General features: G+C 43.5%; 23 protein-coding genes. 10 read left to right on the top strand and 13 right to left on the bottom strand.

The annotated features are described in order from the left end of the window. Positions 1-57: 57 nt before the first annotated feature. From AACU28_RS17855 to AACU28_RS17835, 5 genes are all read right to left on the bottom strand, one after another. Entirely contained in the window at positions 58-783 is a 726-nt protein-coding gene (locus AACU28_RS17855) for a metallophosphoesterase family protein (protein ID WP_102562081.1), read from the bottom strand. Positions 784-862: 79 nt separating this feature from the next. Then, complete coding sequence (locus AACU28_RS17850) at positions 863-1,357, bottom strand: YcxB family protein (protein ID WP_108193958.1); 495 nt, start codon at positions 1,355-1,357, stop codon at positions 863-865. Positions 1,358-1,642: 285 nt separating this feature from the next. Continuing rightward, positions 1,643-2,740 carry a nickel/cobalt transporter gene (locus AACU28_RS17845; RefSeq protein WP_121603364.1) on the bottom strand — a complete coding sequence of 366 codons (1,098 nt, stop codon included), beginning with the start codon at positions 2,738-2,740 and terminating at the stop codon, positions 1,643-1,645. Between the two features lie 77 nt (positions 2,741-2,817). Further along, positions 2,818-3,540 carry a DUF1007 family protein gene (locus AACU28_RS17840; RefSeq protein WP_121603363.1) on the bottom strand — a complete coding sequence of 241 codons (723 nt, stop codon included), beginning with the start codon at positions 3,538-3,540 and terminating at the stop codon, positions 2,818-2,820. A 258-nt stretch (positions 3,541-3,798) separates the two neighbouring features. Further along, on the bottom strand, positions 3,799-4,296 hold the full coding sequence (locus AACU28_RS17835) for a GlcG/HbpS family heme-binding protein (protein ID WP_121603362.1): 498 nt from the start codon (positions 4,294-4,296) through the stop codon (positions 3,799-3,801). A 243-nt stretch (positions 4,297-4,539) separates the two neighbouring features. Between AACU28_RS17835 and AACU28_RS17830 the strand changes: the two genes are divergently transcribed. The 4 genes from AACU28_RS17830 (at position 4,540) to nqrM (ending at position 7,523) form a co-directional block, all read left to right on the top strand. Continuing rightward, a complete protein-coding gene (locus AACU28_RS17830) occupies positions 4,540-5,214 on the top strand; it encodes a response regulator transcription factor (RefSeq protein ID WP_061025322.1) in 675 nt (224 codons plus the stop codon). Then, positions 5,198-6,601 carry a sensor histidine kinase gene (locus tag AACU28_RS17825; RefSeq protein ID WP_121603361.1) on the top strand — a complete coding sequence of 468 codons (1,404 nt, stop codon included), beginning with the start codon at positions 5,198-5,200 and terminating at the stop codon, positions 6,599-6,601. The genes AACU28_RS17830 and AACU28_RS17825 overlap by 17 nt, the downstream gene beginning before the upstream one ends. 281 nt (positions 6,602-6,882) lie before the next feature. After that, a complete protein-coding gene (locus AACU28_RS17820) occupies positions 6,883-7,329 on the top strand; it encodes a NifB/NifX family molybdenum-iron cluster-binding protein (protein WP_121603360.1) in 447 nt (148 codons plus the stop codon). Next, positions 7,326-7,523 (top strand): (Na+)-NQR maturation NqrM, encoded by a 198-nt coding sequence (gene nqrM, locus AACU28_RS17815; RefSeq protein ID WP_121603359.1) that lies wholly within the window; start codon positions 7,326-7,328, stop codon positions 7,521-7,523. The genes AACU28_RS17820 and nqrM overlap by 4 nt, the downstream gene beginning before the upstream one ends. A gap of 67 nt (positions 7,524-7,590) precedes the next feature. Here the strand turns inward: nqrM and AACU28_RS17810 are convergent, their stop codons facing one another. Further along, on the bottom strand, positions 7,591-7,869 hold the full coding sequence (locus AACU28_RS17810; protein ID WP_017091866.1) for a DUF134 domain-containing protein: 279 nt from the start codon (positions 7,867-7,869) through the stop codon (positions 7,591-7,593). A 35-nt stretch (positions 7,870-7,904) separates the two neighbouring features. Here AACU28_RS17810 and AACU28_RS17805 point away from each other — a divergent pair, with 35 nt between their 5' ends. Continuing rightward, on the top strand, positions 7,905-8,360 hold the full coding sequence (locus AACU28_RS17805; protein WP_102441732.1) for a PaaI family thioesterase: 456 nt from the start codon (positions 7,905-7,907) through the stop codon (positions 8,358-8,360). A gap of 217 nt (positions 8,361-8,577) precedes the next feature. Beyond that, positions 8,578-9,669 carry a transporter substrate-binding domain-containing protein gene (locus tag AACU28_RS17800; protein WP_121603358.1) on the top strand — a complete coding sequence of 364 codons (1,092 nt, stop codon included), beginning with the start codon at positions 8,578-8,580 and terminating at the stop codon, positions 9,667-9,669. 43 nt (positions 9,670-9,712) lie between these two features. On the opposite strand, the gene AACU28_RS17795 is transcribed toward AACU28_RS17800, so the two are convergent. Then, entirely contained in the window at positions 9,713-9,916 is a 204-nt protein-coding gene (locus AACU28_RS17795) for a hypothetical protein (RefSeq protein ID WP_004734817.1), read from the bottom strand. A 356-nt stretch (positions 9,917-10,272) separates the two neighbouring features. On the opposite strand from AACU28_RS17795, the gene pnuC reads away from it, so the two are divergent. The 3 genes from pnuC (at position 10,273) to AACU28_RS17780 (ending at position 12,550) form a co-directional block, all read left to right on the top strand. Then, complete coding sequence (gene pnuC / locus AACU28_RS17790) at positions 10,273-11,007, top strand: nicotinamide riboside transporter PnuC (protein ID WP_004734818.1); 735 nt, start codon at positions 10,273-10,275, stop codon at positions 11,005-11,007. 8 nt (positions 11,008-11,015) lie between these two features. After that, a complete protein-coding gene (locus tag AACU28_RS17785) occupies positions 11,016-11,744 on the top strand; it encodes a nucleoside phosphorylase (protein ID WP_102498059.1) in 729 nt (242 codons plus the stop codon). Positions 11,745-11,869: 125 nt separating this feature from the next. Next, a complete protein-coding gene (locus AACU28_RS17780) occupies positions 11,870-12,550 on the top strand; it encodes a Crp/Fnr family transcriptional regulator (protein ID WP_004734820.1) in 681 nt (226 codons plus the stop codon). A 169-nt stretch (positions 12,551-12,719) separates the two neighbouring features. Here AACU28_RS17780 and AACU28_RS17775 read toward each other — a convergent pair whose 3' ends face one another. After that, positions 12,720-13,607 (bottom strand): VirK/YbjX family protein, encoded by an 888-nt coding sequence (locus AACU28_RS17775; RefSeq protein WP_081090020.1) that lies wholly within the window; start codon positions 13,605-13,607, stop codon positions 12,720-12,722. A gap of 435 nt (positions 13,608-14,042) precedes the next feature. Here AACU28_RS17775 and AACU28_RS17770 point away from each other — a divergent pair, with 435 nt between their 5' ends. Next, entirely contained in the window at positions 14,043-15,191 is a 1,149-nt protein-coding gene (locus AACU28_RS17770; protein WP_121603357.1) for an MFS transporter, read from the top strand. 97 nt (positions 15,192-15,288) lie between these two features. On the opposite strand, the gene AACU28_RS17765 is transcribed toward AACU28_RS17770, so the two are convergent. The 5 genes from AACU28_RS17765 to AACU28_RS17745 all read right to left on the bottom strand — a co-directional run bounded on the left by AACU28_RS17765 (position 15,289) and on the right by AACU28_RS17745 (position 18,888). Further along, positions 15,289-15,435, bottom strand: a complete 147-nt coding sequence (locus AACU28_RS17765; protein WP_004734823.1) for a hypothetical protein — start codon at positions 15,433-15,435, stop codon at positions 15,289-15,291. Positions 15,436-15,475: 40 nt separating this feature from the next. Continuing rightward, positions 15,476-15,751, bottom strand: a complete 276-nt coding sequence (locus AACU28_RS17760) for an HU family DNA-binding protein (protein ID WP_004734824.1) — start codon at positions 15,749-15,751, stop codon at positions 15,476-15,478. Positions 15,752-16,123: 372 nt separating this feature from the next. Then, positions 16,124-16,819 carry a VC0807 family protein gene (locus AACU28_RS17755; RefSeq protein ID WP_004734825.1) on the bottom strand — a complete coding sequence of 232 codons (696 nt, stop codon included), beginning with the start codon at positions 16,817-16,819 and terminating at the stop codon, positions 16,124-16,126. 171 nt (positions 16,820-16,990) lie between these two features. Next, positions 16,991-17,647, bottom strand: a complete 657-nt coding sequence (locus AACU28_RS17750) for a glutathione S-transferase family protein (protein ID WP_121603356.1) — start codon at positions 17,645-17,647, stop codon at positions 16,991-16,993. Between the two features lie 50 nt (positions 17,648-17,697). After that, positions 17,698-18,888: a YbfB/YjiJ family MFS transporter gene (locus AACU28_RS17745; RefSeq protein ID WP_121603355.1), complete on the bottom strand. Its 1,191-nt coding sequence runs from the start codon at positions 18,886-18,888 to the stop codon at positions 17,698-17,700. Positions 18,889-19,180: the final 292 nt, after the last annotated feature.

The following is a 19,180-nucleotide window of genomic DNA, read 5'->3' as shown; positions in this document are numbered from 1 at the left end:
GGTTTATTCGAAAGCGAATCCACAAAGTTTAAGACAGCAAGATTCAAGGTAGAGGGTTCAAAAATAGACAGCTTGGTAGTCGATGGAATCAGCAGAGAACGAAATTCGACTTAATCCTATCTTCTCGCTGCGATTGTATTCATTGATCGAGTGGTCAAAGCCATAGGCTGTAGAAGGCGCCATATATTGGGTTATTCCTTGTTGCGTGGCTGATATTCCATCATGTCCATGACCGCAGATCACGTCACGAACGCGATATTTCCGAAGCACGTTCATCACATCAGCATCGTTCTCTAGACAGATAGCTTTCATCCAATCAGCACCGACTGGAATGACAGGGTGGTGAACAACCACGATAGGATCACTAGCCTTTCTCAACTGTTGTTTTAGCCGAGCCATGCCAAGGTTATTAATGCGCCCAGAACCGAGTGGATGACGTTTATCCAGCGGCTTGAAGCTGGAGTCCAAAAACACAAATTCTCGTCCACAGCTGGTGGCTGTATCGGTGACGAAAATCGACGATCCTTTTAACTCGGTACGCATTAAGCGAGAGTCATCATGATTGCCCGCAATCGCGTAAATGGACTTATCACCAACGTGTTGTCTAATGAACGACTCTAACTGAATGTAGTCGCCAGACTTTGGATTACAACAAATATCACCAGTTAGAAAAATGGTCTTGCATGCTGTGTCTTTGCTGACGTATTCCAGTGCTCTACGCAGGTTTTCATAGCTGGATTCATCGGAAAGGTGACAATCACTGATTTGGTAAACGGTGTTCATTGTTGTTGTCCGGTTATGCCATACGCATTATTAAAGATGATAGAAAAATGCCTGCCAAATTGGCAGGCATTTATTGATGCTAATTTGCTTTGGACGCTTCGTGTTGCTCAACCATGAACGCAACGGCTTCATCGCTTAAACAAGACTTACTGACGTATTGGCGCTGCTTTCCAATATGAAGGATAAAACCTAAATCGGTTTGTTGCAGCTGGGAGATGTCAGTCCAAGCGATAGTATTGGTGTTTTTAGCGTTTTTATAACTTACGCCGTTAACATCCCCTTGAAAGACTACTTTGCTGCCAGCACCTGAGCTGATTTTTTGTCGCCATATCCACCAGGTTCTCTTGCAGTAAACGCTGAAAGCTTCAATGACACTTAATACGATAAAGAACCAGCCAACGTAACCGTTAGGTAGTAGTTCAAACTCTAATAAAACCACACCAAAAATAAGAAACAGTATTCCTTTTAAATAGGCTTTTGGAAATTGAGTCGGAAGGCTAGTTTGATCATAACACTCTGTGAAAAACGTCTTATCGAGGATGTATTCTGTGGTGAAACCGGGATCTTTAGACATGTCTGGCTACTTTAATGTTTTCTGTGAATGAGCTTTCTATAAAGGGGCTACTACGCTGCAATCTAGTAACTCCAGCATTGTATCGCTTGTCGGTACTTTTCTTTAGCGGTTTTGATGCTCTTTTGTAAATCAATAATACTGACGGGGTTTGCTCTCGGCATAGCTTACTTGTTTACTTGATTTGATATTAAATAATGACTAAAACTAAGGCCTCGCGTTTGCGAGGCCTTGATATGTGCGAAGCGGGTGGAAAGAACCTCAGATATATTGCTACGTTCTTGTGCTCTACATGGTGAAAACAGGCGACATGCCGCTGTCTTGGCCGTTCATTAATAACAAGCCAATCAACACAAGCAAAATACCGCCAAAGAGTTGCAAGTAGTGACCTGCGACTTTCAATGATTCACTACTGTTCTTGTTACCCGCTGCCAAATAGCGCTTCACTAGATGTTTACCTGTTAGCGTCATCATTGCAATTAATGAGGTTGTTAATGCTGTGCCTACGGCCATTGCAAAGGCACTCAGAACGCCCATCCAATATAGGCCAACCATGTTTGCGAAAAGCAGAACCATGATTGCTCCGGTGCATGGCCTGATACCAATCGTCACGATGATTCCCGCGTACTCTCGAAATGTTGAAGCTTTATTGATGGCTTCTGGATCAGCGACGTGTTGGTGGCCGCATCCACAGTCGGCATGAGAATGATCTGCATGAGTGTTAGCAGCGGCTTGCATTGCACTAGTAGCGCCTATTATCGGGGAAGGGGCTGATATTGATGAACGAAGTGCTATTGGCGAACGAACTGAAATTGGCGCAGCTGTGTCTGTTGCGAGTGTGGTGATGGTTTTCACTTTCAGCTTAGGCTTACGCATAGCGGTGTAGATGTTTTTCAAAGCCTTCCAACATATAAGCGCGCCGACGACTGCTACTAAAGCAAAGCTTAATGAAACAAACATATTCGCTTTGTCATTCACCACTCGCATGGAAGCACTAAAGCCCCACAGCAACACGCTTACTAGTAAGATTGCGACCAGTGCTTGTAAAAAAGCGGAGACGACCGTAAGCACTAAACTCGCTTTTGCTTTAGTTGGGTGAGTGGCTAAGTAGGTAGATACAATAACCTTGCCGTGCCCAGGCCCCAGAGAGTGGAGCATACCGTAGATAAAGCTGAATCCTATAAGGTAACTGCCTGCACCCCAAGGGTTGGATTTAGCTTCATAAAGTAGGTCTGCAAGCTCTGAATTGACTTCTCTTTGCCATTGGATGCTAGAGATAACTAACGATGGCCACATGGACCACACTTGATATGCACCGACAGCAACAAGCAATAAAGCTCCGGCGCCAATAAGGTAATAGTTTTTTTCAAGTTGATTTTTCTGCATTTCACAAGAACCTATATCAGATATTTTTCTCTAAATGAATTGAGAAGCTTACGTAATGGCGGTAAAGAGTCACTTTATTAGGATGCAGGAACTGCTGCACAATGAAGCTCAACCGATTGTGTAAACAGTTGGCCTAACGTGTTATCTGGGTCAGCGTCGGCTGGTAAAGACATCGCATAACTCATCTGTTCTGGCGTCGGGTTGGGCTCGATTAATTCCAACTGACATTGTCTCGCTAGTTCAGGTGACAAGGTCACGTCGCTATTCGACAACCACGACATGTCGACGAAGTAACTAGGGTCAAAAATGAGTACGCGGAGCGAGTCTCGTGTCACAGGTTTAGGCTTAGAAAGTGGTAGGTCAAATGTTAGAACCATCTTGGCTTTATCACGCTCAAACTTGGCGTGTTCAGCAACCTGATATTTGATGGGCTCTTCACCATCATAAAAGTACGTGAAGTAGTGCTCATACTTCATGTTTTCAATAACAGACGCAGCGAGCTTTTTGAATGTTTCAGCTTCTGTATCGGCAGAGACATTTTCGCCATCCAACATGTACATGGATGTCATTGCATCAAAAGACCACTCCATAGAGAGACCAGTGATCATGCCATTCTCCCCCTCAATATGAGTTTTCATCTCTATCCAAGAGTGAGGGTGGGCATATAGATTTGGCGCAAAACACAGTAATACTAGGCCAAAAGGTAAACCGTTTAGAGAACGACAGCATGTCGAGAAACGGCTTACATAGCGTGTGGAGAGGCGATTGATGACATCGATTAGAATAAATAGCTGTTTCATGAGAACGAATAGTTATTAAGTGTAATGTTATAATATAACAATTGAGTGGGTTGTTCACATCAAATTTGTGTCATGTTTTGCCTGTTTACGTTTCTACTATCGGTTTCAATTCGGAGTTGCTTTTATTCGCAACTGCTTTTATTTGCAACTGCTTTAATTTGCAGCAATGCCCCGCAAGAGCGAGGCATTTTTTAATTGGGCAAGGAGGGTACTGAGCCGCTTGTCTAGATCAGTCAGTGTTTGTTGGTAAACGGACTTTTAGAAGAACTTTTTAATCGCTTTTTCAGCACAAGCGACATCTAAGTGGCCACCCGGAGCGCCACCCACACCAATCGCGCCTATCATGGCATTGTTCAGTTGTACCGGAACACCACCCGCCAAGAACAACAAGTTGTCGTCCATATTCTGCAAGGGTTGCATGATAGGTTTGTCGGCGATGAGTTTCATCAGGTTACCTGACGGCTGCTTCATGCTTGCCACTGTGAACGCTTTTTTGCGTGAGCTATCAAGAGTGTGGATGCCTGCGCCGTCAGAACGTAGTTGAGCAATCACATTGCCCGACAAGTCGACAACAGTCGCAGAAACCTTGTAACCATAGGCCTCACATTGATTAACGGCTTCATGGGCAAGCTTGAAGGCCGCTTCTGATGAGATTTGAGTGAAAGAGACCGTTTGTGTTTCTGCTGCCATTGCATTGTGAGAAAGGCTAAGGAAACCAAGGGTTGCTGCTAGTACTGTTAGTTTTGTCGTTTTCATGTTTACTCCGTTAAAGCATCTGTTTTCAAAAAGAATCTGTTTTCAAAAAATATTCGTTTCCAAATTCCGAACTCTATTTTTTGTTTGTTTAGAAAGGGTGTTTTTAATCAACAGGTTCATACTAACGAATGCATGATTACGACTGGCTTTCTTGAACATTACAAAGTTGCAATGTTGGTTATATTCGATAAAGGATATTGATAGAGTGTATTCAGACCACGGCAAATAAATAAACGGACGTTGATGAAAATACTATTGATTGAAGATGACATTCATATCGCGAGATTTTTGGTGAATGGTTTTCAGCAAGAAGGGATAACGGTGACGCACGCAACAGATGGTGTTGATGGATTACACGAGGCCGTAACCGAAGAGTATGACGTGATCATTCTCGATATCATGTTGCCAAAGAAAGATGGGTTTGAAGTGTTGGCTGAACTCAGAGGGCAAGGCTACGCGACGCCTGTCATCATATTAAGTGCCAAACACTCAGTGGAAGAACGAGTGCAAGGGCTACAGTCAGGTGCTGATGATTATTTGGTAAAACCTTTTGCATTCCCTGAGCTACTCGCTCGTTGCCAAACCTTGGTGCGCCGAGGCAAGCAGCCCACGCCTCAAGCATTAGAATTGCATTACGGCCCCCTTAGCCTAGACCTACTTAAACACACTCTACAAAGAGATCAACAAACGATCACCATTAATCAGCGCGAGTTTATGTTGATGAAATTACTGCTCGAAAACCGAGAGGCTGTGATGTCGAAAACGGCGATTCTTGAGCATGTTTGGGGGCATCAGTTTGATCCGCAAACCAACGTGGTCGATGTTTTGGTTTGTAGGCTTCGCAGCAAAGTCGATAAGGGTTTTTCTAAGCCATTAATTCACACACTTCGAGGTGTTGGCTATGTCCTCAAGTCGTAGTATTGAACAGGCGCTTGCTAAAACACAGAGACATTTGTTGGTTCGCTTTATGTCGACCTTACTGCTCTGCTTACTGCTGGTGGAATTGATTGTTGGGGCTATCTTCTTTTTCGACCTTTACCAAACGGAAAAGAAGATCCTTACGTCTATGTCGACCGAGTATCAGCGTATTTTGACTTACGATTCGAGTGAGCGACTGATTCATGTTTTAGAGGCGAATCCTCATCGGCTACTCGAAAACAACATTGCGGCGTATAAGCTTGAGAAGGGCGCTTCATCTGATGGCGTGTTTATCGCTGGTGTTCAACATTTATCGACAGAACAGCCTTTTTCTAGCTACCAAATTGATGACAATCGTTCATGGCTGGAGAGCTTCATCTTGAGTCCCTATATGTCGTTGCCTATTGAAGGGGAGCAATATGATTTCTGGTTGGTTTTGGATAACCGAGCAAGAGACTTTATCGCCTACAATCAATGGCTAATGACCTTATATGCGTTGCTTGCTCTCGTGGCCGTGACCGCAGTATTCACTCGTAACATCATCCAGAGTGCCATGTCTCCGTTAGTGACCTTTGGCGACCTGCTCGATAAGCTGAAAAAAGGGCAGTTAGAATTTCCTAGCACTAGCACTAAAAATGAAGCCGAATCTGATTTACCGCAAGGGCTCAACGTGATCAGTTCTAGTGTCCATACTGCGGTTGCCAAGTTACAGCACGTGACGACAACCTTGAATACGACCGTCGATGCGATCGCTCATGATATTCGAACTCCTTTGTCGCGTATTACGTTAGCCTCCCAAACGGCATTGCTCAATAACGCCGACCAACAAGCGATGAAAGACGCATTGGCAGATTGTTCTGAACACGCCATGCAGGCCAGTAATATGTTAACCGCCTTGATGAAGCTGAACGACGAGCTGACCGGAAAGCGCATACCACAGAAAGTGCCGACTCAGGTCTCTGATGTGATTGCTAATGTGGTGAGCTGGTATGAAGATGTCGCAGAAGATAAACAAGTCGAGCTTGAGGTTGAGAGCGCTGATACTCTTGTTATTCAGTCAGATCCTGACAAATTGACTCAGGTGTTGGTTAACCTTGTTGATAACGCAATTAAGTACACCGAGCCCGAAGGAAGAGTGATGATCAAAGCCGAGCAAAGTTCAGAGGGTAAGATCGCGATAACCATCCAGGATACTGGTGTTGGCATTGAACAGAAATATCAGGATTTGATTTTTGAACGACTTTACCGAGTCGACAGCAGCCGCAGCAATATCGAGGGGTATGGTCTTGGGTTATCTTTAGCGCTTGCTATGGTCGAGAATCTAGAAGGAACGCTAGTCGTTGAATCTGAACTGGGTGTGGGGAGTACTTTTACTCTTTCGCTGTAACAACGATTTATATCGTCACTTCTGCCTTTGAAATTTCAGCTCGTACGTACAAAGAATGCCCCGCACTAGTGGGGCATTCTTGTTTTTGGGGAAGGGAGGCTCTCCATGAACAGGTTCGGGAGGTAGAGTAACCTGCGCCAACCCTATTGGCTGCTTGTAGCTTGTAGCTTTTGATCTTAGTTATCGATCCAGTAAATCTTATTTTTCACATGATAGTTATTGGCATATGCTAATAATGGGGCGTATGCTGAACTTCTGATCATCAATAACAGGAAGTTACTATGTTATACGCAGTACCTTGTCGCGACCTTCATGTCGGCAACCATTTTGCTCGTTCCCCACAGATCGCGATTGTCGATGAGCAACGACAAATAAAGCAGATTGTTCCTTTGGTTGATTCCGACACCGCTTGCAATAAAAAGAAGCAATGGATCTCTGTCCTCCGTTCTTACGATGTGAAATCTGTAGTCGTCCGTCACATAGGGAAGAAGATGCTAGCGCACTTGTTCAATAACGATATTCGAGTCTTGGCATCAACAGGTAAGGCAGAAATCGGGACTTTGGATTTCGACAATCTACGGGAAGTGACTGATCTCGATTATGGTCGCGAGCCGAGAAATAGCGGGTGTAGCAATAAAACGTGCGGCGAAAACGGGCACAAAAAACAAGCTTCGATTCTAATGGCACAGCCGAATCACTTAGGGGGTATTCGAGGGTTCCGAAAATGACCTTTTTGTTGACGCTATTGGGGTTTGTCGGAATCGTCGCGTCGATGGCGATAGGTGTAATTTTTTCTCGCAAGCCAATCAAAGGCAGCTGTGGAGGACTTGCGCAGTTAGATATTGAGCGTGAATGCAATTGCAAAGATGTGTGTGAAGGGCAGAGTCGAAAGCTGTATCAGATCTCTGAGCCATCAAGCTAAGTATCGAGAATTCACTGTCGTTGAGCTAGCTAACGTTGGGCTAACTAACGTAGGGCTAGTGCGCGAGTTAAGCGCTTTGAATCACCAACGCGTGACCGTTGACGATGCACTTGGCGACTTTGGTTCGTGCACGCTTGATGATGTTGCCGAACGTTTGGCGAGACACCTGCATTTGTTCAGCGGCTTCAAGTTGGCTCAATCCTTCTTGATCAGCCAAGCGTAAGGCTTCTAACTCTTCTAATAGCAATTCTTCTTTATGAAGCTCGTCCATAGGAACGCCATTAGGCTTAAAGCAAGAGTAAGCCGCTCGGGTGCATAACTGGCGATGTTTTTTTGGTCGAGCCATATCAATCTCTAGGTATTTAAGGTTAAAAGGTAAGTATGAAGGTTTTCATTCCACACAACCATCGGCGTTGCCAAGTGTGCAGCCAAGGTTTTTTCGCAGACAGCGCCATTTGTTTTGAAGCCGTTGGCGAGCGCGAGACTTTAGTCAATCATAAAGCTTCAATTAAGAGTGAAGCTTTAGCTAAATATAAAACCAGGGCCAAGATTGTACCAACAGATAAAGCTGAGGGCTACGATGGCATTATGCAGGGTGGCATTGTCACCGCGTTACATGACAGTGCGATGCTGCATTGTTTGTTCCAAAATAACATCACTGCAATGACGGTGAGTTTAGCGTCTCGCTTTCATCATCCTATTTCCATTGGTCAAGAACTGGAAGTTCGCGCCCAATGGGTCAAAAGCAGACGTAATATCTACTTCCTTGAAAGCCAAATTACGCAGTGCGGAAAGTTATGTTCGTCGGCACAAAGCCAGTTTATGTCATCCCACTAGTTATCGATCCGATGTTCCCTATGCCGTTAGTTTGTTACGCCCATTGTTTTGCACAATAAATAGAGGTTTTCTATAGTTAAGGTAATAACGAATAAAGCTAGGGCAGTATTGAATTTATCATAATCTTTCTTCACTTCTGATCGCGCTGATGTGTGTTCATTAGTCGAGCCTTCGTACTCGATTCAATTCATTGCTGCCTTCTGCTGGAGGGCTGCTGATGCACAAATACTTCAAATCGACACTCCGATACGGTGTCACTTCAATCGTTTCTCTTTTTTTATTCTTCAGTACTTTTGCCCCTTCTTCTCCACTTAAAGTCGGTGTTTACCCGTGTCCTCCTTTTGTGATCAGTTCGATGGAAAGTCAATGGAATGGCCTGAGTGTCGAGCTTTGGGAACAGATTGCCAAAGAAATGGACGTTGAGTACACGATAGAGAATCACCGTTTGGATGAATTACTCAATGCGATTGAAACAGAGCAAATCGACATCGGTGTCTCTTGTATTTCAATCACCCCAGAGCGTGAGTTGTTTGCTGACTTTTCCCATTCCTTTTATGAAACTCACCTCGCTATCGCAGTGAAGAAGCAAGGCTACCTTCATACCTTGCACGCCATTTTCTTAAACCCTGCATTGTGGCTGATCATTGGCGTTATCGTCTTTATCTCTGGTGTGATTGGTGCCTTTTTTTACGTATTGGAACACGGTGAAAATGAAAAGCTCTATTCGATGAAAAGCCGAACGGGCCTTTGGTTGGAAAGCTTTATACTAGGTTTGCTTTTTATCACTCGAGGCCCATTCAATTATTTTGAGTTTAAGAGCTTAACCGGACGAATTGCTACGGTGTTCATTGGTGTGCTGAGTATGCTGTTTATCGCCAGTATTACTGCGGTATTAGCCAGCAAGCTTACGCTCAGCCAAGGCTCTTCCCATATTAAAGGTGTGAATGATCTTGCGGATGTTGAAGTAGGGGCAAAAGTCGCGACGACTTCTTCTTTGATGCTCACAAGCTTTGGTATTCGACACAAGAGTTATATCGATATGCCAAGATTGTTGGCGGCTTTGGAGGAAGGCGAAGTGGAAGCGATTGTCGCTGATGATGTGGTGCTCAAATATATGATTGGTAATGGCAGAATAAGCGGGCAGTTCGATGATCTAGAGGTGTTGCCGTATCAACTCGAAAAGCAGAATTATGGCTTTATCATCACTGAAAACAACTCGTATGAAGAAGAAATTAACCGCGCTCTTCTGAAAATTCGTGAGTCGCGAAAGTGGCGTAAAATCTTGGTCGACTATTTTGCAGATAAGTAACCGAGTTTAACTGCTAACTCTCAAGCATTTCTAATGCCTCTCCCTAGAGTTGTTCTGAACCAGAGGCTTTGTTCTTTTTGAAATATTTGAACGCTGTCCAAACGACATAAGCCGCAACGCCCACAATCAATGCAGAGCGAAGGAGAATAGGCGCATCATGTTCAAGTTGACCAACATGCGGCACAATACTGGCAAACAATCGACTGGTAAAAAACAGCCCCATTACTAACATAACAATCTTATTCATGTGACCTGCCATTCAATTGGGTAAGTTGTACAAAACGTGTGATGGGTCGATTACACGGCCAAAAACGATTCTGCTCGAAATAAAATCATGCGCTTCTCAAACGTAACCGTCAACGCGATATCAGCTTAAAGCCAGTAAGCTAAAGTTTCGTTTTTGGAAGTGATTTGTTCTGCTGTTGGAGTTTCGAGTTCAAGACTGTTGGGAGGGCGATGACACCTTTCTGTGAATTTGATTTTCCGGAATTATTATTCTGATTTATGATCGCATGCAATCTAGGGGGGACAAATGTCCTCCTCTTTGTTTCTATCGGCGCAATAAGATAGGTGCTACTAAAACAAATAATAAAGGACATCCCTATGGACCTATTCGCCCTACTTGATATCAATAATACCTTAGTCAATATCCCAATAGGGGATGGCTATGCAATGAGCTGGATCGAAGCATTCGGCACGGTGTTTGGCCTGCTTTGCATTTGGTTTGCAAGCCAAGAAAAAACCATTAATTACCTGTTCGGGTTACTGAATGTCACCTTATTTGCGGTTATCTTTTTCCAAATTCAGTTATACGGACTGTTACTGCTTCAACTCTTTTTCTTCTGCGCCAACATTTACGGCTGGTACGCATGGACACGCCCTAATGAGCAAGGTGAAACGCTAGAAGTTCGCTGGTTGAGCCAAAATAAGCTGGTGGCAACGGCTGCAGCCTGTGCGATTTCGATTGCATTGCTCACGATGTATATCGACCCATTCTTCTTTGCGTTGGCAAACATCGCGGTTGATAGCTTGAATCTATTTGGTGCTGATTTAACGGAACCAGTACTTGAACCTGATGCGTTCCCATTCTGGGATGCCACGATGACCATTCTATCTATTGTTGCTCAAGTTCTTATGACACGTAAGTATGTTGAAAACTGGATACTGTGGATTGTGATTAACATTATCAGTGTTGGTATTTATGCGACGCAGGGTGTGTACGCAATGTCTGTTCAATACGCAATCTTAATGTTTATTGCGGCAAACGGTACTCGTGAGTGGGCACGCACAGCTAAACGAAACAGTGATAAATCGTTAACTCAAGCAACGGCTTCTTAGGAGTGAAGATGGCAAAGCAACCTCATATCGGCGTTGATGGAACGCAAATTGCTCCGTTAGTTATTGTTTGTGGTGAGCCTGATAGAGCGAATCGAATCGCGAGCTTGCTTGAAGATGCCGAGATGGTTTCTGAGAACCGAGAGTATCGAATCTTCACTGGAACTTATCAAGGGAAAGCGATATCAGTTTGCAGCACTGGTATTGGCGCACCTTCAATGATCATTGCGGTAGAAGAACTTAAGTTTTGTGGTGTGACTCATATCGTTCGAGTGGGGTCTGCAGGTGCGATGCAGTCACATATCGGGCTTGGTGAGCTAATTATTGCAGAGGGCGCGGTTCGCGATGAGGGTGGTTCTACCGCTTACGTTAAGCCGTCGTATCCCGCCTATGCAAGCTTCTCTCTGCTTAAAGAGCTAGACAAGTTCTTGCAGCAGCAAACAACACCTTACTATTTGGGCACGGTACGCTCACACGACAGTTTTTATACCGATGACGAGCAGGCGCTTTGTCAGTACTGGAATGGCAAAGGCATTTTAGGTGCAGACATGGAAACATCCGCGCTGTTTACCGTGGGACGCTTGAGAGGGCTTAATGTAGCTTCTATCTTGAACAATGTTGTCTTGTACGAACAAGATGTAAAAGAGGGCGTTGGGCAATATGTCGATGAGGCAGAGGCAATGATGCAAGGAGAGCGGCTAGCATCATTAGCGGCACTGGAAGCATTAATTACTCAATAAGAGCCTGAATAAATGCAAGACGAAAGCGATGGGAGACCGTCGCTTTTTTATTGGGTTCTCTCCTGTGGTTTAAGTGGTTACAATCGTTTGAATATAAACAGCAGTAATGCAATGAGAGAGTAAGTATGAAGATTGCACCATACTCAAGCGGACGCTTTAAAAACTACTTAGAACAAAAAAGCTCTGAATTTAGAGATCTCATCTACCAACACCAAGTTAACTCTCGTTACTTCAATCAAAACGATGAAATCCTACGTCAAGGTGAGCAGCTTCAGTATCTTTATGTAGTGCCCGCAGGGAGAGTCTCTATGAGTATTTCTGCGGCTAATGGGCGACGCTTTCAATTGGGTGAGGTGAATTGCGATTACCATATCTTCGGTGAGATGGAGTTTTTCACTCAGACACCTTGTCAGTGGAACGTAGTGGCTGACGAACACATGCAAGTTGATGTCATTTGCATTCAGAAACTAGCAGAAGCACTACATGAAAATCCGGAGATGATGTTCTTCTTTGCCTCTGCATTAGCGGAAGATTATCAAGACTCTATGGGCATTTACACTAACCGTCTTTTACACTCAATTACCTACAACATTGCCTACGACTTATTGGTTCAAAGCCAGACAAATACTGTGTTAGGCGGTTTCGATAAAGTGAACCAAGAAGCGGAACGTTTTGGCACATCGAGCAGAGTGTATCGAAGAGCGGTTAAAGACCTATTAGACAAAGGTTTCATACGAAAAGGAGACCAAGGGTTGGAAATTGTTGACCAGCAAGCACTCCGAGCCTTTATTGATTCGTACGAGTAAGAAAAAGAATGACTCAAGTTGAAAAGGAAGTTTGAGTGAAATCAGAAAGATAAGTACAGAGCTGCTTCTCGATTCTAAGGCCCCGTGTTACGAGGCCTTGTATTTGTCACAAAAGAAAGAGCGAACGCCAGAAAGTCCAGTAAGTTAGCACCTATTTAGAAGGCAGTTGTTAGTTAAACTGAACTTGAATGTTGTGGCTCATTTTGTTTTTTAGCTCTTCTTCATACTGATCTAGCCACGCATACCGCTCACGATATAATTTACGTTTTTGGCGTTTTAGAGCCTCAAGGTCTTTCCTGTTTGGGTTGATCGGTAGACGATAAAAATAGTCATCGTGTACCTGTCCATCGTGCTCTTCCCATAAACTATCGTACTTAAGGCTGATGTCTTTGTTTTTCTTGCCGTAGCGTAATGAGTTCGACACATGGCCAGATTCTTTTACCGCATAGATATTTTCGATACCTAAGCTAATGGCTAACAGTCGTAGTGTTTCTACCATGAAGGATTTAGGTCTTAAACCGTAGAAAGCTTTTGTGAATGTACGGCTAAATCCATTGTCATTGGCTCCACCCTGAATACCACCGATGTAGATGCTGTTGTCGAAAACAGTGAACGAGATGCTATACATTTTTTCGAGTAGAGAATTGGTCAATGAAATTGTCAGTTCACCTTCTTTTCTCGCGTTTCTTTCAAAGCTGAGATTAACCAGATAAACGTTGTCATCTATCTCTAGTTTTAAAAGATTGAGTCTTTCATTATAGATTTGGTGTCTAGCTTCTGTTGCGAAGGTTTCTTCAAACCAGTCGTAGTGCTTGGATAAGATTTCTATCTTTTCTTTATTGCTAAAGCCAGTACATAAGTAGGGAGTTACAAATTTAGATAAGAAGTTAGGCTGTTTGATAAATAACAGCTTTCTCTCTTCAGAGTTGAAATTTTCACTCATTTTTCTAGTGGCTGAATAGTAAAACAGGGCTCGAATAGTAAACTTAATTATCGCCTTGTACTTACCCTTATTTTTATGGGTATTGGCTTCTATTCCCATGCGAACGACATTCATAATCACCTCAAAAAAGAAACGCTGCACCAACACATTAGTGTTGCGAACATTTCCCTGACTCTCATAACTAACAATGAAAATGATGATAGTGAAAAATGCGATTTGGGTATGTATGGGTATGTATGACAATGTAATTAAGTCAGTTACTTAACGTTCAAATTTTGGGCGGCCTTTACGCTCAACGCAGATTGATAAATGCAAAAAGTAACATTTACAAAACGATCGTGTAACAATTGGCTGGCGAGTAGTATTCTTCCTAATTCCGAAGCTGAGTTTCATATGACTGACTTTTTCGGAGTAAAGTTACTTTGAGGAATTAAACATGGCAGGATGCATATCACCGCGCAGTTACGGTCGTTTAAGGCGAAGCCGATGGAATCGGTGGTATAAATGATTGGTTGGGTACGCTTGTTAACATCGAGAAGTTCATTTTCGATGTTAGTGATCATCGCTATTGCCTCCGTGATAGCGAATACGGGGTGGCGAGTTGTCATGAACAATTTCGCTGTCGATACCGTGGGCATGACAGGAGCGGACGTTGGTCTGCTTCAGAGTGTAAGGGAGATCCCTGGTTTACTCTCATTTACAGTGCTGTTTCTATTACTTATTATTTCTGAACAACAAGTTGCGGTGCTCTCTGTCGCCGCGCTGGGATTAGGCGTTGCCATAACGGGTTACTTACCCTCAATCTATGGCTTCTATTTCAGCACAACCCTGATGTCTGTTGGTTTTCATTATCTAGAAGCAGTGAATAAATCACTGTCTACACAACTTCTAGGTACGGAAAACTTTAGTGAATCCATGGGGAGGATTCGAGCTGCGGCATCCTTTTTCTCTATGGTGACTTTCATATGTATTATTGTCGCCAATTATGTATTTGGTGTATCAGATAAGGTTATATTTTTTGCTAGTGGCACGGCGTGCTTCTGGTTAGCTTTTTATCTACTCACATTCAAAAATGCTAGCTGCGGTGAACGACAGCATACCAAGCTTATTGTACGTCGTGAATACACCACATATTACATGTTGACCTTTCTAAGCGGGGCAAGAAGACAGATCTTTGTCGTGTTTGCAGGTTTACTCATGGTCACCAAATTCCATTACACGATCGCAATGATGGCCGCTCTATTTATGTTATCCAGCTTGTCCGCTACTGTTGCATTACCTGTGGTGGGTCGTTTTATTGACCGAGTAGGAGAAAAGAGATCTCTACTGATTGAGTATGCGGCGTTGATGTTGGTGTTCTTATCGTATGCTTTTGTTGATAATCATTATCTGGCAGGTGGGTTATACGTTGTCGACAGCATCATTTTCAGTTTTGCGATAGCGTTGACTACTTATTTTAAGAAAACCGTCCGGTCAAACGAAGTGGCGTCTACGGCGAGTCTTTCGTTTACTATCAATCATATCGCGGCAGTATTTCTGCCATTCTTATTGGGAGTGGTGTGGATGTCTGGCTATCAATGGGTGTTTGTTGCTGGAGCTATTATTGCATTGCTGAGTTTTCTAATCTCGTTGACTATCGATACCAAATTGCATCAACGCATTAATGGGGTGACTGAATTGCAGAAAGAGGTCGCTTGAAAGGGTTAATCGGTATAAGCACTTGTATTAGTGAAGCGCTGTTTCTTAAATCAAAAATGCCACTGCAAGGCTGCAGTGGCATTAGAAGAATAACAAACTATAACTCTAACAGTTTTGCCAATTCACGCTCTTCCATAAGCTCTTCAATGCGTTGACGAGTCTTGGGCGTTTCGGCTTGTGCTTTGGTTGACTTGCCTGCTTTTTTACTGCGGCTAGCTTTAACTTTTTCTTTGGTTATAGACATAGTAATCTTCCTTGGATTCTGCTTTGAGATCGTATTTACTCTAAGCGTTACATGACTCTTTTAGTGCTTTACCTGCTTTAAACGCAGGCGTTTTTGATGCTGAGATTTGAATCTCTTCTCCGGTTCGTGGGTTACGACCAGTGCGAGCTGCACGAGAATTAACTTTGAAACTACCGAAACCAAGGATGGCAACATCATCACCCTTAGCCAATGTGTTAGAGATACCTTCAACAAGTGCGTTTAACGCTGAACCTGCTTGATCTTTTGAGATGTCTGCTGAAGTTGCGATGTGTTCAACCAACTGAGATTTGTTCATATTCTATATTCCTTATTGAGTACGGCTGGCGCTTAACTTTAAGGCCAAGCTTGTTCTATCTTAGCAATAAGGGCTGAAATAGTGTTAACACCTAGGCAGGGTTTTGTAAAGTAATCAACAAGATTGAGCGTTAAATCATCTTTCAGTATAACCGAATGCAGTTCTTTAGCTATAGGTAATTTAAATGCTAGCTATCAAGCTAGTATGAGAAAGGTGAACGTAATCTCTCATTTTTTGAGAAAGCTAATCATAATTCAGCGTATCACTTGTCGGATAAATGAGAGAGCAGAAACAAAAAAGCCCAGCGAATGTGCTGAGCTTTTGGTGTGTGTTTCTATTTTAGGACGAGACACTAAGGTAGTTCGGTAAGATCTACTTAGTAATAAAGATTTTCTCTGTTTCTAGTGACGTCATAGCGCGAACTTGGCGCCAAATGTAATAGAAAATACCTAACATCATCAGCATGCTAGGGATAGCTATGGCTGGGTAGCTGTATAGCGTGAGCTTACCCAGCTCTTCATTAAAGGCTGCAGTGCCGGCAGGGCTTGTTACAATCCAAGTCGCTAGGAAATAGTTCATCGCAGAAGAGAAAGCGAAGGTACTTGCGAATAGGTAGTTCGATGTCATTAGACAACGATCAAACTTTGCTTGGTTACCGAACTGTCTTAAACGCTCTTCAATAAGAGAGATGTTTAACAGAGCTGGCGTAAAGATAACTTTTTGGATAAACGGGTAGCGAGTGAAGGTCGATCCAAGAACCGCTAAACCAATTAAGCCAGGAATTAATGCTTCTTTTAGCGCTAACCAACGAGTGTCTAGTTCGAAGAAACCAATACCGCCCGTTAATAGGACGCTGACGAAGCCAAGCGCCGCGATGAAGTTGAACTTCTTGTTGCGGATTAACTCCATGCCACCGTAAGCAATAGGGAAGGCAAGGGCGACAAGTAATGCTAAGCCTGTTCCGAGATGCTCCTCTCCACTGAACTTCATTAAGATGAATGAAGGAAGAAGGACGTTAAATACGACTTCGAAAAGAGGACTCGATTTTTTATTTTCTGTACTACTCATAATTTCTAAATACATTATGTTATGGATTTATTCTCAGGGATTGTTGTTTACCTCGCCCAAGATGTAAAGCCTTAACACGTCATGCTGTGTAACGACATGTGACATCAACGACATCTCTGAGCCTATCTCTCGTTGAATTCAAGACTTTACGCATTCTAGTTCTGGATGCTTTTAGGTATCCCGACCGAACGAATCAAGCAACGTTTCATAATCAGGCTTGTTTGCCAAACTCTCAATGCTTATAAATGTCAGTACGTCTGCAAAGGGGGAAAGGTGTAAAAAATCGATGATGTTACGGTTGTTCACTTCATCAAACAATTCAGTATGTCGAAACTGGACGTAATCTAAAGCGACATGGAGATACAAGGTGGCCAAGTTGTCGCTCAGAAGGGGTTCTAGCCCTTGTTCTTTTATCTCTTGGTCAAGTTGCTCTAGGGCGGCAACCATACCTTCTTGCCCTCTATGGATAAGTGCATTGTCACTGTCTGTATAGCGAATCAATGCCGCGGTTCTAAACGCGATCTCCATTAACGTCTTTGCTGTTCCTAACGTTTGCATTTCATTGGCACGATTTAACGTTACCTGACGTAGCGTTTGAGGCTGGTACGTTTCAATTAGGTATTGGCAAACGCACAAGCTTTCCGTTAGTGCTGTTCCGTCTTCAAGTTTGAGTGCTGGAATTAAACAAAACGGATTGACGTTTTTTAGATTGGCCGGGGAGCTCCATGGATCAACCCAAACTAAAGATAAAGGAGAGCAGCGTGATAGAAGCACAGTTGCTGCGACCACGCGTGAAAACGGGGAGGTTTCATTTAAGTAGAGTTGCATGATAATCCTTTATTGTATTCGTCAGATGAACTGAGGAAGCTAGCTTAGAGCTAGGTCATGTGTTCAGGCTTAGAGTGAGTTACAGTCATTAAGGTACATACCGCAGACAGCATCAAAGCAGCAGTACTAATGGTGAATAACACGTCGTATGAAGCCATATGATTTAAGTAGTACGCCATCAAAAGCCCAACCACACCTTGTGATACAGCAAAAGAGAGTGTCATTCCTGCCCACGCTTTGGTATGCAGTTCATAGCCTACAATCTCCAACGTGTAAGTCGACACTAGAGTTACCGTTCCCGGCGTGAAAATACCAACCAGTAATGAAGAAATTAACAGCGCGATAGGGTGTGTGCTAACAAGCGGTAATGCGACGCCAAGAGCCTTGAGGCTAAATGCAATGCAGAGGGATTTTTTAAGCCCTAACTTGTCTCCTAAGATGCCTGTAATCAATGGTCCAATGGCGGCGCCAATACCAAAGGTTGCCCAGAACAAACCACCGCTGCTGAACGACATACCCAGTTCTCGCACGATGTAATCAACCCAAAACAAGGTATGGGGTAAGTAGCCAATAGCATCGAAGGTATACGCCGCTAGAATAAGCGCAACGCTGATTAGTTTTGGCTTTGAGAGCTGAGAGAAGGAGGATTTTATATAAGGCGCTTTAGACGTGTTAGGTTGGGTTTGCCATGTATTCCAAGTCAGTATCGTTGTGACTAATGCGATGACTCCCATGCCAATCCAAGCCGACACCACACTAAAATAGATCAGTACTGGGATTAATGTGCCTGATAACATCGCACCAAGTCCAATGCCTGAAAATATGACACCGCTGACACGCGCCTTCACATCGGGATTAAACTTTCGGACAATCACTGGTGGGGCGACAACCATTAATAAGGCTCCCGCAATTCCAGCCAACGTTCGCCAAACATAGAACCATGTTAAGGGCGCCTCTTGTAGCGCACAGCCTAAGTAACTAAAACTGCTTATCAACATAGCGAATCGAATTAACTGCCCAGCACTAAAGTAACGCAGCAGTATGTTGGCAGCAGGTGCACCCAATATGTACCCAAGAAGGGTCGCGACACCAAGGTAAGATGCATCACTTTCGCTAAACCAACCACTTTGAATGAGAGCCGGCATTAATGCTATATAGGCAAACCTACCGATCCCGTTGCCTATTAGAGTCGCCCCCATTCCAGCCAAGCTGTCTTGATTAACGATGTGTTTATTCAGCATGAAAAGGGCTCTTTTTAGGTTCAGCTAGATGTTCTAGCACTAGGACAAGATCTTTGTTTAGTTTTGCATATTGACATCATTCACCATCAATATCACTAGGCGGTTAGTCATATAATTTGCTCATCTAAAACCAGTTTGAGATAGGTAAATAGCGAGTGTGTTTAAACACTTAGGTGGATGTGTTGTTCTGCCGAGGATAAGGCAATAAGCGATTGTTTTAATCACCGATGATTTGAGTGATTAATGGTTAGACTAAAGTTGGACGACCGGCCGCTTTAATTGAACATGAGTG

This window comes from Vibrio sp. SBT000027 (genome assembly GCF_963894355.1).
Classification (GTDB): domain Bacteria; phylum Pseudomonadota; class Gammaproteobacteria; order Enterobacterales; family Vibrionaceae; genus Vibrio; species Vibrio splendidus.
This window is presented reverse-complemented; position numbering and strand designations above follow the sequence as displayed.